The sequence below is a fragment of the Clostridium sp. CTA-6 genome (assembly GCF_054768115.1).
On sequence record NZ_BAAAAU010000004.1, the window covers coordinates 82,987 to 101,168 of the forward strand.

The window sequence follows — 18,182 nt, forward strand, 5'->3', positions numbered from 1 at the left end:
CCATTTATTTTATATTAATATTTATTTAATTGTTGTATTTATTTAAATTTGCTATAATTGTTTTGAAGTTTCAATTTTAGGAGAGGATGAGTTTTTTGGACTTAAACTATAGAATACTTTCAAAAATACTAATAATACCAGCTATATTAGTAGGTCTTACAGTACATGAATTTGCTCATGCCTATGTAGCAGATAAATTAGGGGATAAAACTCCTAAATTTCAAGGAAGATTAACATTAAATCCCTTTTCACATATAGACATTATAGGTTTTGTAATGATATTATTGATTGGATTTGGATGGGCTAAACCAGTACAAATTAATCCAAGTGCATTAAAAAGAGGATATAAAGATGAGATAAAAGTTTCTGTAGCAGGGGTAACTGCAAATGTAATTACAGCATTTTTATTTGCATTATTAACAGCTTTCTTGTTAAAGTTAAATTTAGTGAACTTTGGAGATATAACTTCCTTAGGTGGTATAATAGGTTTAATATTGAACTATATAGTTAGAATAAATTGTATGCTAGCAATATTTAATTTAATGCCTATACCAGGACTTGATGGCTTTGACATATTGAGAGATTTATGGCCTAAGACTTTTTATAAAATATCTGATGTAATTTATAGATATCAAATGATTATTCTATTGATATTTGTGGTAACTCCTATTTCATCATTTTTAGTAGGAATTCCAACTAATTTTTTACATTCTTTTTTTATCAAAATAGCTATGATTATATTTTAAAATTTAAAAAAGAGTTCCTCAAAATTAAATCTATTTTGAGGAACTTTTTTAGTTAGTGGAAATTATAGACGATTTACATAAAATAATCTAAGTAAAAGTAATAGTAAAACTGATTTATTGCTTAAAAATAAAAAGATTGTTGATTCAATTGCAAATAATGAATAGAATTAATGATATAAATGCATTTTATGTTTTGTGATATATAAATTTAAAACTGTATTTTTTATTAATATGCTTAGCATACTAAGTGGGAGAATTTTATGAGAGAATACATAATTTATAATAAAATGATAATATTTTTATATTGTGCATATACGTATACGGAACAAAGAGTTTATACTTGGACTATTTTATATTTTCTTTTATATATAATATTTAACTTTTCTATAGAAATTTCAAAAAACAATAAGGTAAAACTTATTTTAAATTTGTGTTCTATAATTTTGTGGTTATTGTTTATAAGCAAGGGTGAATTTAATATATTTTTAATAATAGTTAATATATATGATATAAACTATTATTTTAATGAGAAAAATCATATAGCATTAATTATAATTTTTATATTAAGTTGTTTTATTCCTTATGAAATAGCCAAGGAATTTTTAGTAATAGCTCTACTAAGTCTTATGAATTTTTTATTGTATAAAAAATGTTATAAAAGGATAATTGAATTGACGGAAAAAAATTATAATATTACACAAAAAAACCATAACTTAAATAATCAAATAGTTCTAAATGAAAAGCAAGAAAATTATAATTTATATTTGTCACAATAGGAGGAAAGAAATAAAATTTCTCAGGAAATACACGATAAAATAGGACATGTGTTAGCAGGGAATATAATGCAGTTGGAAGCTTGTAAAATATTAATGGAGAAGGATAAAGAAAAAAGTGAAAAATTAATAGAAAAATCCATATCATCTTTAAGAGAGGGATTAGAAGAAGTAAGGTTAACAGTTAGAAATTTAAAACCTCCAAGGGAACAATTAGGTTTGACAAAGATAGAAACTGTTATAAATAATTTTATGTTAAAAACAGATATAGATACAAAATTGGTTACTAAAGGGGATTTAAGTTTAGTAGGCTACAAGCAGTGGAAAATAATTCAGGAAAGTTTGCAGGAATGTCTTACCAATATAATAAAATACTCTAAAGCTACCAAAGTTTCTATAATTATAGAAGAGCTAAATAAATTCATAAAGTTTAATATAAAGGATAATGGAATAGGGTGTATAAATATAGAAAAAGGAATGGGAATGAGAGGGATAGAGGAAAGATGCGAAAATGAAAATGGTAAATTAATAATAGATGGAGGAGATGGTTTTTCACTCATAATACTTTTACCTAAGTAAAAAATTATTTTTGGTGAACACATTGTAAATTGCTCATTCTTTAGTAATAACACTTAAGGTTAAGAAATAATTTATTTTCTATATATTTTAAGATTGTATGTATTTAAAATAGTAATGTAATTAGAAAGTGTATTTAAAATATAATTAATGCATAAAAAAGGGGGGAATAGAGTGATTAAGGTTTTAATTGCAGATGACGATGCTTTTATAAGAGAAAGCTTAAGTATAATATTAGATATGGATGAAGATATAAAGATAGAGAAAACCGTAGAAAATGGATTGCAAGCAGTAGAATATTGTAGAAATAATAAAATAGATATAGCACTTTTAGATATAAGAATGCCTATTATGAATGGAGTAGAAGCTACAAAAATAATAAGCAAAGAAGGTTATGGGAAGGTTTTAATATTAACTACTTTTGATGAGGATGATTACATAAGAGAAGCTCTTCATTTTGGGGCTAAGGGATATATTTTAAAAAACAATACTCCAGATACTATAATAGATACTATAAAAATGGTTTATAAAGGTAATTCTGTTATACAGGACGTAGTTATGGATAAAGTACTTAATTCCTGTAAATCAAATATTAAAAATATTAATAAAGATATGTTTTCAAGAAGGGAAATAGATGTAATAGAGGCTATATCAGAAGGATTATCTAATAAAGAAATATCAGCAAAATTATTTATTTCAGAGGGAACTGTAAAAAATTATATAAGTTCTATTTTATCTAAGACTGGTTTAGAACATAGAACTCAAATAGCCATATACCATTTGAAGGGGGAATTAAGTGATTCTTAGATTTAGATAGAATTTGATTATAAGGATACCCGCTCCAGTTAAATCTTAGAAGAACTTATTCAAAGATATAGTTTTCGTTATTTATAATATTTAATAATATAAAGATATTGTGGTAGGTAGGCAGGGGATAATTAAATATATTACTTTCGTCATACATATAAAATGACCTTTTACACTGATGTGAAGGGTCATTTTTTTATAGAATTAAGTTATCCGATGACTACCCACTCTAATACTTCCATCTTTTTCAAAGTGAGAGTAAAGAGCGGATACGTCCCTGGATAACGATTTCTAGGCTTTAGAGGGAGTGAAAACTCCCTCTAAAGCCAAGAACTCTGTTTATAAACTAAGTTCTAATTTAGTTTAATTAAAACATTATATAAGTAAAGATTTGATTAAGAATATACTTTACTAGATCTGATATCACTAACAGAGTTTCTAGGAGCTTGGTTCTTATTAATGAAGGATATAGATATATGAACAGCAGTTAAAAAGTATTGGGCAATTATAATTTTGTTAAGCTATTTGTTAAATATATGAAATAGTATAGAAAGGAAGTGAATATTTAGTGGGGAGGTATAGATTCAATACATTGTCTCACTAAAGATAATTTATGAATATTGTTAAAATAGATAATTTGAGTAAGAATTTTAGGAAAGTTACAGCTTTAGATAATGTAAGTTTAGAAATAAAAGAAGGAGATATATATGGACTTTTGGGGCCAAATGGTGCAGGGAAAAGTACCATGATAAATATAATTAGCGGACTATTAAATTTTAATAAGGGAAATATTGAAATTTTAGGTAAGGACATAAAAAATAATATGAGGGAAATTAAAAAAAATATAGGCGTAGTTCCTCAGGATATAGCTTTATATAAAGAACTTACTGCCTATGAAAATATTAAATTTTTTACTTCTCTTTATGGTTTTAAGGGAGATGAGTTAAAAAATAGAGTGGAAAAAGCATTGGAATTTGTTGGACTAAAGGATAAGGCTAAGGGACACCCTAATGAATTTTCTGGGGGAATGAAAAGAAGATTGAATATTGCTTGTGCTATTTCTCACACACCTAAATTAATAATAATGGATGAGCCTACAGTAGGTATAGATCCACAATCAAGAAATCACATATTACAATCAGTAAAAAAACTTAATGAGATGGGATCAACCATAATATATACTAGTCATTACATGGAGGAAGTTGAAGAAATATGTACTAATATAGGAATAATAGATCATGGTAAATTAGTGGCAGAGGGTACAAAGGAAGAATTAAAAGCAATAGTTAGAGATAAAAATACAGTATATATAACAGTTGGTGGAATAGAAAATATTGATGAAAAAGAAATAAAAGATATAAATGGAGTTACTGATGTATATGTGAAAGATAATTTAATAAAAATAGATAGCTATAAGGAGGTAAATAATTTAGATAAAATAATTTTGTTTTTTACTAATAAAAATATCCCTATTAAAAATGTTGAAACTAAAAATCCGGATTTAGAAACTGTATTTTTAAGTTTAACAGGAAGAAAATTAAGAGATTAAGGGTGAGGAAAATAAAATTTTTAAATATAGCTATTAATGAAATAAAAATTAATTTTAGAGATAAAAAAAGTATGATAATGTTTATAATTTGGCCTATGATGCTTATTACAGTGCTAGGATTTTCTTTAAATAGTGCTTTTAATAAAATTGATTTATTCAAGGATACTAAAGTTATATATACCATGGGAGAAGATACAAAGAATAAACAAGCATTTGAAGAATTTTTAGATATAATAAAAAAACAAGGAATAGAAATTTATAAAGAAAATAATACAAAAATAGCTAAGGAGAAAGTTCAAAATAAAGAGTATATTTGTTATTTGAATTTTCATAAAGAGGGTAATAAAATTGATTTTTATAAAAATGATAAATATAGTTCCCAGGCTTCAGTAGTAGAAGTAATAACGAATAGCTTTATTAAAAAATATAATACGGTGGTAGAGGTAATAAAAATAAATCCCACACTTATTAAGAAAGATAATATAAATAAAATAAATAAATATGTGGAAATGGAATCCTTAGAAAATAAAAAAACGCCTAGTTCTTTGGAATATTATGCTGTAGCTATGATAGTAATGATAATTCTATATATATCCTTAGCAGCAGTGAATTCTTTTGGCAATGAATATACTAGAAATACTATAATTAAGTTAACCTCTTCTCCTGCCTCAAAGCATGAGATATTTATAGGAAAAGTATTAGGGTTAACTTTTGTATCTGTAATACAAATCTTATTGGTATTTTTATTTAGTAAATATGCATTAAAAGTGTATTGGGGAAAAAGTGAAGGAATAATACTTTTAGTTTTACTATCAGAAATAATTATGGCTATATTTGCAGGAATATCTATAATATATTTATTCAAAAAACAAAGTGTAGCAGAATCATTTTTAAATGGTATATTGCCCTTTATAACATTTTTGGGAGGGGGATATACACCTATAGACTTTCAGGAGAGTAAAGTATTAGGATTGATTTATGATTTTAATATATTTAGCAAGATTAAGGATGCTATATTTAATAGTATGTTTTTTAATAATAATGATTTAAGTTATAAAATTATAATTATAAATTTATCTATAGCATTTATATTTTTAATTATCTCCTCTTTAAATTTTAGTAGAAGGGAGGCAATATAATGAGGGAAAGCTTATTAATAGTTTTTAATACGATAAAAGTAGCTATGAAGAAAAAGAGTACCATATGGATAACTTTCGTACTACCAATTATATTAGCAGTATTTATGATAATAATGAATACTAGTGGTGGAAGAGATATAAAAATTGGTATAAATAATAAGGATGCTGGAATAATATCTAAAAAATTAATAAAGTACGTAGAAAAAAGAGATAGATTTAAAATAGTAAACGTAAAGGAAAAAGAAATAAATAATTTTATTTCAAAGGAAAAGGTAGATTGTGTAATAGTTATACCACAGGATTTTTCAGAAGAAGTATACAATAATAATATAAAAAGAATAAAAATAGTATCTATAAAAGGAGCTGAAGTTACGGGTTTATTAGAAAATTATTTAAATATATATATAGATAATTTAAAAATTATAGGTAACCTCCATAAGGAGGATAAAAAAAGTTTTGATGAATTTTATAATAAGACTGAAAACGGAATACTTAAACTTAATGTAGAAAAAGTTAAAGATAAATCTAGAGAAAAAGAATTAAGCTATATAACTATAGGAATGTTATTGATGTTTGTATTAACTTCCTCTTCTAATATAAGTAAGTTTATATTAGAAGAAAGAAAAAATAAAACCTATAATAGAATTGCAACAACTCCTGTAAGTCCTAAGCAATATATTTTGGGAAATATACTCTGTAATTTTATGTTTAGTTTAATTCAAATAATTATAGTTATGATTATAGTAGACAAATATGTATTAAAAGAAAATCTTATGGGAAGTAAAAATTTTATAATACTTTTAATATTAATTATTTTTTCTATAGTTGCTATTTCTCTTAGTATATTTATAGTAACTATTTGTAAATCTTCATCAGAAGCCTCTAATTTAAGTGTAATAGTTACAGTATTAAGCACCATGATAGGAGGAGGCTTTTGGGAGATAAAAATAATGCCAAAATTTATGCAGAATTTAGCTAGCTTTACACCACAAAAATGGGCTATTGACGCTATCTTTAAGATAAATACTGGAGCTAATTTTAAAGATATAGGTATAAATATGCTAATTTTAATATTGTTTGCAAGTACATTTTTCATTATTACAGTATATAAGCTAAAAATGGAAAATAAGACAGAGGAGTTTATATAATTTAAAGAAAAAAAGTCTAGGAACATATATTTGAAAAATAGGTTCCTAGACTTTAATAGTTTACTAGTATTATAGTTTTTATACTTTCATACATTATAAATTATTTTTAGTTTAATAATCTTCAGTTATTTTGTAGGCTTATCATAAACTACATCAGCTTTAGTAGATACTTCTTCTAACTTTTCTTTTAGGCTTTCTATATTTTGCTGTATATCAGCTAAATCATATTTTGAAACATTATAGTGTAAATAAAGATCTTCAAAAGATTTAACTATATCAACAAAATCTTTCCCAGTATTAATAAATTTATTAAATTTATTACTATTTTTTGCATTTTCAAACTTAGATATATCTATTTTTATGGTGTTTATCACATCTTCTTCTTTCTCAAACTGTCCAATAGCTACATTGTAGGGAGAAATTCTTTCTAAGAAGTATTTATTTTTTTTATCTAAGTGATACATATATTTTATAATGACAGAGTGTATGGTGAATTCAACATAGCATACTATTCCTGTGATTCTATGAATTTTAGCTCCCATTTGTTCTAATAAAAAAGTTAACATTGAATTTTTAACTTTCATATAATTGTCCATTTAAAAGCCCCCCTATAAACTAAGTGAGTTATCCTTTGTTTATATTATACCATTAAGCAAGTGTTAATATCCACAATTTTCAAAATATTATAAAATAATTTTAGAATCATTTCAAAAAAAACATTAAAAGATAAGCAGTACATATTATTATTGACACTAACATTACAGGAAATCCAAGTTTAAAGTAGTCCTTAAAAGAAATTTTATAACCACTTTTTTCTGCTATGCCAATTACTACTAGATTAGCAGAAGCTCCGATCATAGTTCCATTTCCACCAAGACAAGCACCCAAAGATAATGCCCACCAAAGTGGAGTTATATTCATACCGCCCATGGTGCCCATAGCTTTTATTAAAGGTATCATAGTAGCTACAAAAGGAATATTATCTATAAATGCAGAGGCAATAGCAGATATCCAAAGCACAAATATTCCCGTCATAACTAGGTTGCCTTTTGTTAGTGACAAGGTTTTTTGTGCTAAGACCTCCATGATGCCAACATCTTCTAAAACCCCAGTCATTATAAATAAACCTATGAAAAAGAATATAGTACCCCATTCTGTTTCTTGTAGTATTTCATCTGGTTCTACCTTGCTTATAGCTAATAATATAGCAGAACCAGCTATGGCGATAGTTGCAGATTCAAAACCCAAATAACTATGAGTTAGGAATCCTACTAAAGTTAAAAATAGTACTGTTAGACATTTTTTCATAAGAGACCTATCACGAATAGCTTTACTTTCATCTAAAGCCATAATTTTTTTCTTATCCTCTTCAGAAGTTTGCATAGAATTTTTATATAATTGGTTTATTCCTAATAATGTAACTATAAGTATTATTATAATTACAGGAGCTAAGTTTTTAACAAAATCTAAAAAGCTTAATCCTGCAGCACTTCCTATCATTAAGTTTGGTGGATCTCCTATTAAAGTAGCAGTGCCTCCTATGTTAGATGCAAATATTTCACACATTAAAAAAGGAATTGGATCTATTTCTAATGTTTTAGTTATAACCAAAGTTACAGGTACTATTAAAAGCACAGTAGTAACGTTGTCTAATACTCCAGATAAAACAGCAGTTATTACAGAAAATAGTATTAATATTTTAATAGGATTCCCCTTAGAAAATTTAGCTGCTTTTATAGCTATATATTCAAAGATACCTGTTCTTTTAGTTATATTTACTATAATCATCATCCCAATTAATAAGCCTATAGTATTAAAATCAATTTTTAAGAAAGCTTTTTCTTGGGTAATTAATTTTAATATGAGCATAATAGCAGCTCCACTTAGAGAAGCAACAACCCTGTTCACCCTTTCCGAAATAATTAATCCATAAACTATTATAAATATAATTGCTGGAAGCATCATGTTAAAATTATTAAGTATTTTAATCATCCCCCTATAAAAAATTTTAGTATGTACCTCTAGATTTTAATACTAATTTGGAAATAAATAAACCCCTTTTCAATTAATTATATATTTAACAAAGATTTCTTATTTTACCGCTTTTTCTAATTCATTAAATAAGGATTTAACACCCTTCCACCAATTAACATCTTCAGCATATGTATTGTTCACCCATTTAAAAGGATCTTGTCCTTTAGGCATAGTATTTAATAAATTAAATACAGTTCTTCCTGCTATTCTAGAGGAATCTTTAATATCAGAATTATACTCCTTCCAACTATGAAAAACATTGAATGGATTATTTCCTATTTTTTTAGCAGACTTATTGTTTTTAGGGACAAAGCCTTGTTCTTGTCCAGTTATTGCAAACAATATTAAAGGATTTATATCAAATTCCTCTGCAGATGCTATTATAGATGAAAAATAAGGTTCGTCTGCTAATAAAGAGTTTTTGGTATATAAATATTTCTTCAGTTTTTCATTATTTAAAGTTTTATATTTAACATATTGGGGTAGATGCTTATTTTTATCAAGAGTATTATTTTTTTTAGTTTTAACATTTTTATTTTCATAAACAATAATATTTTTACTATTAGTTTTAATGCTAGTATTTATATTTAATAAATATATAGATATTAAAGAAATAAATAATATAGTTAATGCAAAAGCAATAGAGTTATTATAAAGTTTAAATATATTATTTTTATATAAAAGATCTATATTGAGTTTTTTAGTAATATTTTTAGGATTATATTTATCATTTATTATATTTGTTGGATTTTGTTTAATATTAATAACATTATTATTAAATTCTGTATGGATATTTTGTAGATAAATAGAATCATCCTTTTTAATTTTTATATCAGGTTGTTCATTTGAGAGCTTAGTGCTAGAATCTTTAGAACTAGAACTAGAACTAGAACTAGAACTAGAACTAGAACTAGAACTAGAACTAGAACTAGAACTAGAACTAGAACTAGAACTAGAACTAGAATTATCTTTAATTTTAGTATTTTTTTCATCATATTTTAGTAAATTATTTCTATATAAACAATTTACTAAAGATTCTTTATCAGTTTTATTTTTTATATTAATATTAGTCCAATTTAATAATATTTCTAGGTTTTCTTTTTTAAAATCTGCATAATCTATATAAGAATAAAAGATATCCCATAAATAAATGGAATCTTTATCATTTAAAAAAGTATTTTTTAAAATAGTATTTTTGAAATCTTTCTGTATTGATTTTGGAAAGAAATCTATTTTACTTTCAATAATATTATGAATAGTAGAAGATACCATATAAGCTTTTTTTTTGCTATCTTCATCTTTATACTTAATATTTATAAATTTCTTGATTTTTTCAATATCATTTTTGCTTATAACTTTAGTGGTTTTTAATTCTTCTAAAAAATTATTCATAATATATGTTCCTATATAATCCTTCCAATAATAATTCTACTAAATAGTATAATTATCGCCATATAATGAGCTTACTTAAATTATTATAGTAAATAATAGACATAATGTGAGGGAAGTATTAGTCTTGTAGTTACTTGTTAGAATAATTACAGCATGGTGAAGTTGTATTTTAAAATATAATTAAATTATAGATTACTAATAATAATAGATGTTATGATATAATATTTCAGTAATAGATTAAAAATATCTGGAGGTTAAAAGATGAGACTTAGAAAGAAATGGTGGGCAAGACCAGAGATAGAAGCTAGTGATAAATTTGCAGATGAACCTAAAGAACTAAAAGGAAGATGGAATAAGGAATTTAATAATAATAATGAAATACATTTAGAATTAGGTTGTGGAAGAGGAGGATTTATATCACAATTAGTAGAAAAAAATAAAGATATAAATTATGTAGGAATAGATTTAAAAGATGAAGTTATAGTTTATGCTATAAGAAAAGTTGAAGAAAAAGAAGAAGAAGTTGAAAGAAAACTTAAAAATATAAAATTTATTACAATGAATATAATGGAAATAGCAGAAGTATTTGATAAAGATGAAATAAGTAAAATATATATAAACTTTTGCAATCCTTGGCCAAAAGAAAGACATAATAAAAGAAGATTAACTCATACGAAATTGCTAACAGAATATAAAAAATTTTTAAAACCAAATACAGAAATATGGTTTAAAACTGATGATAAAGAACTTTTTGAGGATTCACAGGAATATTTTAAGGAAAGTGGATTTAATATAGAATACATCACATATGATCTTCATAATAGTGACTTTAAAGAAAATATAAAAACAGAATATGAAACAAAATTTGAATCTATGGGAATGAAAATAATGTTTTTAAGAGCTAGGTTATCATAAAAGAATTTATATGTAATGAGCTATAGTATAAATTATTTGCCATAGGATAGATGTTAGATTTTGTGAAAACCATTTTAGAAAAGTAAAGAGGGCTAATACATAAATTTAAAAATAATACTAGAAATTAATTAGAGAATTTTAAAAAATATATTTATAAAATATATAAATATATTTTTATTGGGAAACATAATAACATATCCTTAATTGGAGGTGTTATTATGATTGGTGGTAACAATAATTTTGGTAAAGATATTGTAGCTCTAGTAAAAGATGGAAAAGGTGCTGTAACTGGTTATAAATTAAATAATGGTGAATTATTAACTAAAGAACAGGCTATAGAAAGAGCGGCAGAGGGAGAAATAAATGATGTAGTTATAGGTACAGCTCAAAATGGAGAACAATATTTACATGGTATACCAGAAAAAACTGGCGGAATAGATCTTCAAACATTACCAACTGTAAAACAAAACTCATTTGAATAAATTTTAGTATTCTTTTAAATAATATTAAAACAGGTATTTCTACAAATTAAGAAATACCTGTTTTAATATATATGTTTAAATAAGTTTTATTTTATATTATTGGGAAGCTTTGGCAGCTTCTAATACTTTATCAAAATTTGGTTGACTTGTAACTTCTGGTACATATTCAACAAAAGTTATTTTATTATTACTATCTATTACAAAAACAGCTCTTGTTAATAAACCTAATTCTTTTATATATGTGCCATAATTTTTACCTACTAATCTATCCTTAAAATCAGATAAAGTTATAACTTTATCTACACCATGAGCTCCACACCATCTAGCCTGTGCAAAAGGTAAATCCATAGATATGGTATAAATAGTTACATTTGGAATTTCAGCAGCTTTTGAATTAAATGTTCTTGTCTCAAGATCACAAACTTCAGTATCTAAAGAAGGTACTACGGAAAGTATTCGCACACCTTTGGTATCCTTTAAAGAAACTGGTTTCATATTATTGTCTATAGCAGTAAAGTCTGGTGCCATATCTCCAACTTTTAATTCATTTCCTTCAAGGGTTATTGGGTTTCCCATAAATTTTATTTCCATTTATATTACCTCCTGATAATTCATATTAAAAAATAATTAATATTTATTAAAAGCATATCATAAAATTTTTCATTATGCAATGAATTTTATGATATTTTAAAATAATTAGAAAACAATTACAATATAATATAGTTTTTACTAATAAACTTACATTATATTATAAATAAGTTTGTCAGTAAAAGAACTTAATGTTAATATAAATTTGATAAATATTGTAATTAATAAGTCAAATTATAAATGCTCTTAATATTATAAGTTATGTAAAAGTATTTATAAAAATACAACATAAATATAATAAAAAAAATTTAATTAAATTAAAAATTGCACTAAAGAATTATTGGTTTTAATAGATAATTAAAGGGAGAGATAAAAATGGTAAATTTAATAGGAAAAGTTGCAATAATTACAGGTGGTTCTAGAGGTATTGGTAGAAGTATAGCTTTAGAGCTTACAAAGGCTGGTGCTAATGTAATTATAAATTATAACAAAAACAAAGAAGATGCCCTAGAAACTTTAAGTTTAATTAAAGACTTAGGGGGATATGGATATGTATGTAAGGCAGATGTTTCAAATTATAATAGTTCAAAGGAATTAGTAGAATTTGCAATAAATAAATTTGGTAAAATAGATATTTTAGTTAATAATGCCGGTATAGCTAAAATAGGACTATTTATAGATATGGATGAAAATGATTGGGATAATATAATAAATACTAATTTAAAAGGAGTATTTAACTGCAGCCATAATGTAGTTAAATACATGTTAGATAAAGGGGAAGGAACTATTATAAATGTGTCATCTATGTGGGGAAATATAGGGGCATCTTGTGAAGTTATTTATTCAGCTTCAAAAGGGGGGATAAATGCTTTTACAAAGGCATTAGCTAAGGAACTTGGTCCTAACAACATAAGAGTAAATGCTGTAGCGCCTGGAGTTATAAATACAGATATGAATAGTTCTTTATGTGAGGAAGATTTAAATAGTCTTAAAGATGAAATTCCACTTATGAGATTGGGAGAAGGAGAAGAAGTAGGGAAGGTTGTTGTATTTTTAAGTAGTAAAGATTCTTCTTATGTAAATGGACAAATCATAACAATAGATGGAGCTATGTGTTAATTAATATTAAACATAAAAATTTCAAAGTATAAAAAATAATTTAAATATGAGAGTGATAAGTGTGCAAAATATTATAATATTAGATGATATGAGTTATATGAGATACAGAGTTAAAGATCTTTTAGAGGAAAAAGACATAAAAGTTTATGAGGCTTCTACTTCCTTTGAATTTTTTAATAAGCTTTATGAAAAAAAGGATAATATAGATTTGATAATACTAGAGTTAGGTTTAACTAGGGAAGATGGATTTGAGGTAGTTGAAAAAATAAGAGAAAGAAATGTGGACATTCCTATAGTTATATTAACTAAGGTAAACACTAGAGATGCCTTTGCAAAGGTAATAAGAGAAGGTATTTCAGATTATATATTAAAACCTTTTGATAATAAAGTTCTATTAGATAGAATAGTTAAAACTATAAAAGAAAGTAAAGGTAGTAAAGAACAAGTATCAACAGAAAAGGAATCTAAAGTTCAAAAAATATATATTAATGAAGATAATGAAAACACTAATGAAGTTAAAGAAGAAGTTTTTAAAGAAAAAGAAATTATAGATCTCAATGTTAAGGAAGAAGAATTACCGGAAGAGTTTAAAATTTATTTTGTTGATGAATTAAATAAAGCTAAAACAGATAACACAAAAGTTTCTTCAGTTATATTTACTCTTATAAAAAATACAGATGAGGAAGAAAAAATAGATGTAAAAGAAAGTTATATAACATTAACAGATGTTTTTTATAAAGGAATAAAAGATATTTTTAAAGGTCCAAATTTTATAACAAAACATGGTTTATTAACTTTTGTAGGTGTATTGCCAAATTGTGATGAAGATAAAGTTGAAGATATGAAAAATAAAATACAAGAAAAATATAAAATGCTTTCTTTAATTTATCCTCAATTATCACAATATCATGTAGGATATGGAAATGTAACTTATCCTGTAGATGGAGATACTGTAGAGGAACTTTTAGATAAACTTATGGATAAGATGAGGGAAAATATAAAATTAAAATAATAATAATTAGGAAAAATTTTATTGTTATTTTAAAATAAAGAGTAATCAAAAGAAGCAAAGGCCTCCCAGCAATTATTTTGCAGGTAGGCCTTTTATTCATACTAAAATCCTTTTATAGTTTTTAAATTTATATAAAGATTTGTTAATTATTTTATTCTTACTCCTGCATAAAATGCCCATACTGATGAAATTTTTACTACATCACCTGGTTTTGAAGCATGTATCATTTGTCCACCACCTATATATATGCCTACATGACCTGCATCTGGGAATACTAAATCACCAGGCTGTAATTGATCTTGTGAAACTCTAGAACCTGCTCCAATTTGTCCATAAGTATCCCTTGGTAATGATATACCTGCTGCATTTCTATACACATATTGTACAAAGCCTGAACAGTCGAATCCACTTGGTGAAGTTCCACCCCAAACATAAGGAGTACCTAGATATTGTCTAGCATATGATGTTACGTCTCCATGTGTTGCTGGTGCTTTTTCTGATACATTGCTTTGTCCTTTTGACTGAGACTCGGAAGCCTCAACTTCAGCTTCTTTTCTTTGGGCTTCTTCAGTTGCTTTTCTTTGAGCTTCTTCAGCTGCTTTTCTTTGAGCTTCTTCAGTTGCTTTTCTTTGAGCTTCTTCAGCTGCTTTTCTTTGAGCYTCTTCAGTTGCTTTTCTCTGAGCTTCTTCAGTTACTTTTATCTGTACTGGCTCAGATGATTTCTTTCTTTCTTGTTCTTTTTCTTTTTCTGATTTCATTGTAACTAATTTTTTTTCATTTTCTGTATTAGACTTTGCTACATCAGCACTCTTATTATTTATAGTAACATTATCTTCTTTAACTCCATATTTTTTGTCCTGTGTAGCACTTTGATTAAACGCCACAACTTTTTGAGCTGTATCTTTTATGTATTTGCTATACACGTAACCTGTAGTATTTTTAAAGTTAATTTTATACCATTCACCGCTAGAAGATAGTATTTCTACTTTACTTCCATAGGCTAATGATGAAATTACACTGCTATTTGTTCCAGCATTTTTTCTTACATTTAAAGTAGAATATTTGTTGGATAGATATACGGTACCAAATTTTTGGTTTGTTACGGAAGATCCGCTACTATTTGAAGAGTTGGAAGTAGTTATAAATTGGCTGCTTACATAACCAATTTTAGAACCATATTTAATTTTATACCAAGAACCAGTTTTACCCAGTATATCAACAGAAGAACCATGTGAAAGTCCACCTAATATTTTAGAGGATAGACTTGGATTATCTCTAAGGTTTAATGAAGAGCTTGTACTAGATAATTTTACAGTTCCTTTACCAGTTGAAGTACTAGAATTATTATCAGAATTAGAGTTAGAATTGTTGCTTGATGAAATATAATTTGAACTTACATAAGCAACTTTAGAACCATATTTAATCTTATACCAAGAACCGGTTTTACCTAATATTGATACAGAGGATCCATTTTTAAGGGAACCTATTATACTAGAAGATAAATTGGCTGAACTTCTAACATTCAATAATGAACTACTGTTAGATAGTTTAACAAAACCAGGTTGTACACTTTCATTACTAGAAGAACCACCATTACCAGAATTGATAGTATTATTTCCAGCATATAAATATTGGGAGCTTACATAACCAATTCCAGAGCCATATTTTATTTTTGACCATCCATTACTTTCACTGATAATAGAGACAGTTTGATTTTTTGAAACACCACCTATAACCGCTGATGATAGAGAAGGATTGCTTCTAACATTAAGGCTTGAACAAGAAACCTTAGATGTTTTTATTATAGTATAGTCGTTATTGCTATTATTGTTAGAGCTATTTGAACTACCATTTAAATAGATATATCCTTTTAAAAATAAGTTACCTCTATTTTTTATAGCTTGTTTAGATATAGTTTTTACATAACCATCATAATAGCCTCTTCTTTCAACATTTCCTTCGTTGTAATAAATGGTATCGCCTACAACTTTTTCTACAAAACCAACATGTCCATATCCTTTTGAACCTCCACTCCAAACTACTATAGAATTAGCTTGAGGTTCTGAACCATAGGAGAATGTATTTGATCTAATATTAGAATACCACCAATCTATAGCATTACCATAAAATTGACTTGGAAGTTTCATGTTTAATTTTTCTAAAGCCCTTCCATAGGTAAACCAAGTACATTGTCCTTTAAATCCGCATTGAGTAAATATATTGTTAGAATTATATGCACTACTATTAACATTAGGGTACATGCTATCACTAGCGGCTAGAACGTTTTGAGAAAATAAAAAATTTTGTCCTAATAAAGCAGCGGATATGGCACAAGTAGTAAAAGCCTTTCTTGATTTATTCAAAGAAAATCCTCCCTTCATATTTAAAATAAGTATTTATTAATATTTATCGTTAATTCTAACAATTTTATTATACCATAGAGAAGAAATAACAAAAGTTTTAACAATAATATACCATATTTTGGTATAAAGTTCAAAATACAGTTAATTCACTATTAAATTTTTATAAATTAGGTATTTTTAAGTAGTATTTTTTTTATAAATTTAATAATATATCTTTATAGGACAATTTTGAAAATTATATAGAAGAAATTTTACAAGCATTGATAGAATTTAATAAAAAAGTAATTTCATGGAAGGGAGACCCATATGAAAAGTTGTTGTTTTTCATTTAAAGGTAGAGAAGATACAAAAATAAATGTTTATAAGTGGGAGCCAGATAATAAACAAGACATAAAGGCAGTCATACAGATATCCCATGGCATGGCTGAAACTGCTAATAGATATGAAGGCTTAGCTTCCTATTTAAATGAAGCTGGATATATAGTTTATGCAAATGACCATAGAGGACATGGTAAAAGTGCATTAAGTTTAGATAAATTAGGATACTTAGGAGAAGAAGATGGCTTTATGTCCATGGTAGAAGATGTACATACATTAAATACTATAATAAAAGAAGAAAATGAAGGATTACCTGTATTTTTATTAGGTCATAGTATGGGTTCTTTTATAAGTCAAAGATACATACAATTGTATGGACAAGAATTAAATGGAGTTATATTAGTAGGAACTAATGGCAATCAAGGCTCCTTAATAAATATAGGGATTTTAGTAGCTAAATTAGAAATGAGATTTAGAGGAAGAAAACATAAAAGTAATCTTTTAAATAATCTATCCTTTGGAGGATATAATAAAAAATTTCAACCTAATAGAACAGAATTCGATTGGTTAACTAGAGATGAAAGGGAGGTTGATAAATATATAAAGGATGAATACTGTGGAACGATTTTTCCGACCTCCTTTTATCATGATTTTCTAAAAGGATTAAAGTCTATATGGAAAGAAGAAAACAAGAGTAAGATACCTATAAATTTACCTATATTTATAATAGCAGGAGATAAAGATCCAGTAGGAAATTTTGGTAAAGGGATACTAAATTTATATAATTTTTATAAAAGTATAGGTGTAGTGGATGTAAACTATAAACTATATAAAGAAGGAAGACATGAAATTTTAAATGAGATAAATAGAAAAGAAGTGTTCCAAGATGTGTTAAATTGGATTGATAGCAAATATAATAAAACTATTGAATAAATGGTGTTTAATAAAGGTGTCTCATAATGAAGATAGCCTTAATTTTAATATAGTAAATATAGATAATACATGTAATAAACATATGAATGAGCTTTAATAGTTCTTAATTTGACGGAATTAAAAATTTTTGTAATTTCTCACAGGATGTGAGGACCCAGTAGTGAAGACAAGGAAGGCGCCTCTACTGGGTAAAAAATTTTTAATGGAGTCAAATTTAGAACTGCTTAGCAAAATGAATTGTTTTATGAATGTATTATTTATATTTACGGTTTCAAAATTAAGGCTATT

The 18,182-nt window shown here is 26.0% G+C and carries 16 protein-coding genes; 11 read left to right on the forward strand and 5 right to left on the reverse strand.

Annotated elements, in window-relative coordinates; all coding sequences use genetic code 11:
- Positions 1–95 precede the first annotated feature (95 nt).
- The 6 genes from ACYUDJ_RS07530 to ACYUDJ_RS07555 all read left to right on the forward strand — a co-directional run bounded on the left by ACYUDJ_RS07530 (position 96) and on the right by ACYUDJ_RS07555 (position 6,738).
- Complete coding sequence (locus ACYUDJ_RS07530) at positions 96–746, forward strand: site-2 protease family protein (RefSeq protein WP_080333485.1); 651 nt, start codon at positions 96–98, stop codon at positions 744–746.
- 791 nt (positions 747–1,537) lie between these two features.
- Positions 1,538–2,098 carry a sensor histidine kinase gene (locus ACYUDJ_RS07535; protein WP_265450141.1) on the forward strand — a complete coding sequence of 187 codons (561 nt, stop codon included), beginning with the start codon at positions 1,538–1,540 and terminating at the stop codon, positions 2,096–2,098.
- A gap of 171 nt (positions 2,099–2,269) precedes the next feature.
- Positions 2,270–2,902, forward strand: coding sequence for a response regulator transcription factor (locus ACYUDJ_RS07540; protein WP_242850917.1), 633 nt, complete (start codon positions 2,270–2,272; stop codon positions 2,900–2,902).
- 613 nt (positions 2,903–3,515) lie between these two features.
- Positions 3,516–4,451 (forward strand): ABC transporter ATP-binding protein, encoded by a 936-nt coding sequence (locus ACYUDJ_RS07545; protein ID WP_043031293.1) that lies wholly within the window; start codon positions 3,516–3,518, stop codon positions 4,449–4,451.
- A 2-nt stretch (positions 4,452–4,453) separates the two neighbouring features.
- The gene (locus ACYUDJ_RS07550) at positions 4,454–5,590 is read left to right on the forward strand and encodes an ABC transporter permease (protein ID WP_242867271.1); all 1,137 of its coding nucleotides are present in this window, start codon (positions 4,454–4,456) and stop codon (positions 5,588–5,590) included.
- Entirely contained in the window at positions 5,590–6,738 is a 1,149-nt protein-coding gene (locus ACYUDJ_RS07555) for an ABC transporter permease (RefSeq protein WP_003488413.1), read from the forward strand. The genes ACYUDJ_RS07550 and ACYUDJ_RS07555 overlap by 1 nt, the downstream gene beginning before the upstream one ends.
- Before the next feature lie 125 nt (positions 6,739–6,863).
- On the opposite strand, the gene ACYUDJ_RS07560 is transcribed toward ACYUDJ_RS07555, so the two are convergent.
- The 3 genes from ACYUDJ_RS07560 to ACYUDJ_RS07570 all read right to left on the reverse strand — a co-directional run bounded on the left by ACYUDJ_RS07560 (position 6,864) and on the right by ACYUDJ_RS07570 (position 10,164).
- Positions 6,864–7,334, reverse strand: coding sequence for a hypothetical protein (locus tag ACYUDJ_RS07560; protein ID WP_003488415.1), 471 nt, complete (start codon positions 7,332–7,334; stop codon positions 6,864–6,866).
- Between the two features lie 106 nt (positions 7,335–7,440).
- A complete protein-coding gene (locus ACYUDJ_RS07565; RefSeq protein WP_042386453.1) occupies positions 7,441–8,703 on the reverse strand; it encodes an ArsB/NhaD family transporter in 1,263 nt (420 codons plus the stop codon).
- Positions 8,704–8,829: 126 nt separating this feature from the next.
- Positions 8,830–10,164, reverse strand: coding sequence for a hypothetical protein (locus ACYUDJ_RS07570; protein ID WP_163247283.1), 1,335 nt, complete (start codon positions 10,162–10,164; stop codon positions 8,830–8,832).
- Positions 10,165–10,425: 261 nt separating this feature from the next.
- Here ACYUDJ_RS07570 and trmB point away from each other — a divergent pair, with 261 nt between their 5' ends.
- Entirely contained in the window at positions 10,426–11,079 is a 654-nt protein-coding gene (gene trmB, locus ACYUDJ_RS07575) for a tRNA (guanosine(46)-N7)-methyltransferase TrmB (protein ID WP_043031295.1), read from the forward strand.
- A gap of 218 nt (positions 11,080–11,297) precedes the next feature.
- A complete protein-coding gene (locus ACYUDJ_RS07580) occupies positions 11,298–11,561 on the forward strand; it encodes a DUF3892 domain-containing protein (RefSeq protein WP_003356414.1) in 264 nt (87 codons plus the stop codon).
- Positions 11,562–11,657: 96 nt separating this feature from the next.
- Here ACYUDJ_RS07580 and tpx read toward each other — a convergent pair whose 3' ends face one another.
- Entirely contained in the window at positions 11,658–12,152 is a 495-nt protein-coding gene (tpx, locus tag ACYUDJ_RS07585; protein ID WP_003488423.1) for a thiol peroxidase, read from the reverse strand.
- A gap of 372 nt (positions 12,153–12,524) precedes the next feature.
- On the opposite strand from tpx, the gene ymfI reads away from it, so the two are divergent.
- A complete protein-coding gene (ymfI, locus tag ACYUDJ_RS07590) occupies positions 12,525–13,268 on the forward strand; it encodes an elongation factor P 5-aminopentanone reductase (RefSeq protein WP_003488425.1) in 744 nt (247 codons plus the stop codon).
- A gap of 61 nt (positions 13,269–13,329) precedes the next feature.
- Positions 13,330–14,280 (forward strand): response regulator, encoded by a 951-nt coding sequence (locus tag ACYUDJ_RS07595; RefSeq protein ID WP_042386118.1) that lies wholly within the window; start codon positions 13,330–13,332, stop codon positions 14,278–14,280.
- Positions 14,281–14,426: 146 nt separating this feature from the next.
- Here the strand turns inward: ACYUDJ_RS07595 and ACYUDJ_RS07600 are convergent, their stop codons facing one another.
- The gene (locus tag ACYUDJ_RS07600; RefSeq protein WP_061329591.1) at positions 14,427–16,643 is read right to left on the reverse strand and encodes an SH3 domain-containing protein; all 2,217 of its coding nucleotides are present in this window, start codon (positions 16,641–16,643) and stop codon (positions 14,427–14,429) included.
- 306 nt (positions 16,644–16,949) lie between these two features.
- On the opposite strand from ACYUDJ_RS07600, the gene ACYUDJ_RS07605 reads away from it, so the two are divergent.
- On the forward strand, positions 16,950–17,894 hold the full coding sequence (locus ACYUDJ_RS07605) for an alpha/beta hydrolase (RefSeq protein ID WP_043031299.1): 945 nt from the start codon (positions 16,950–16,952) through the stop codon (positions 17,892–17,894).
- Positions 17,895–18,182: the final 288 nt, after the last annotated feature.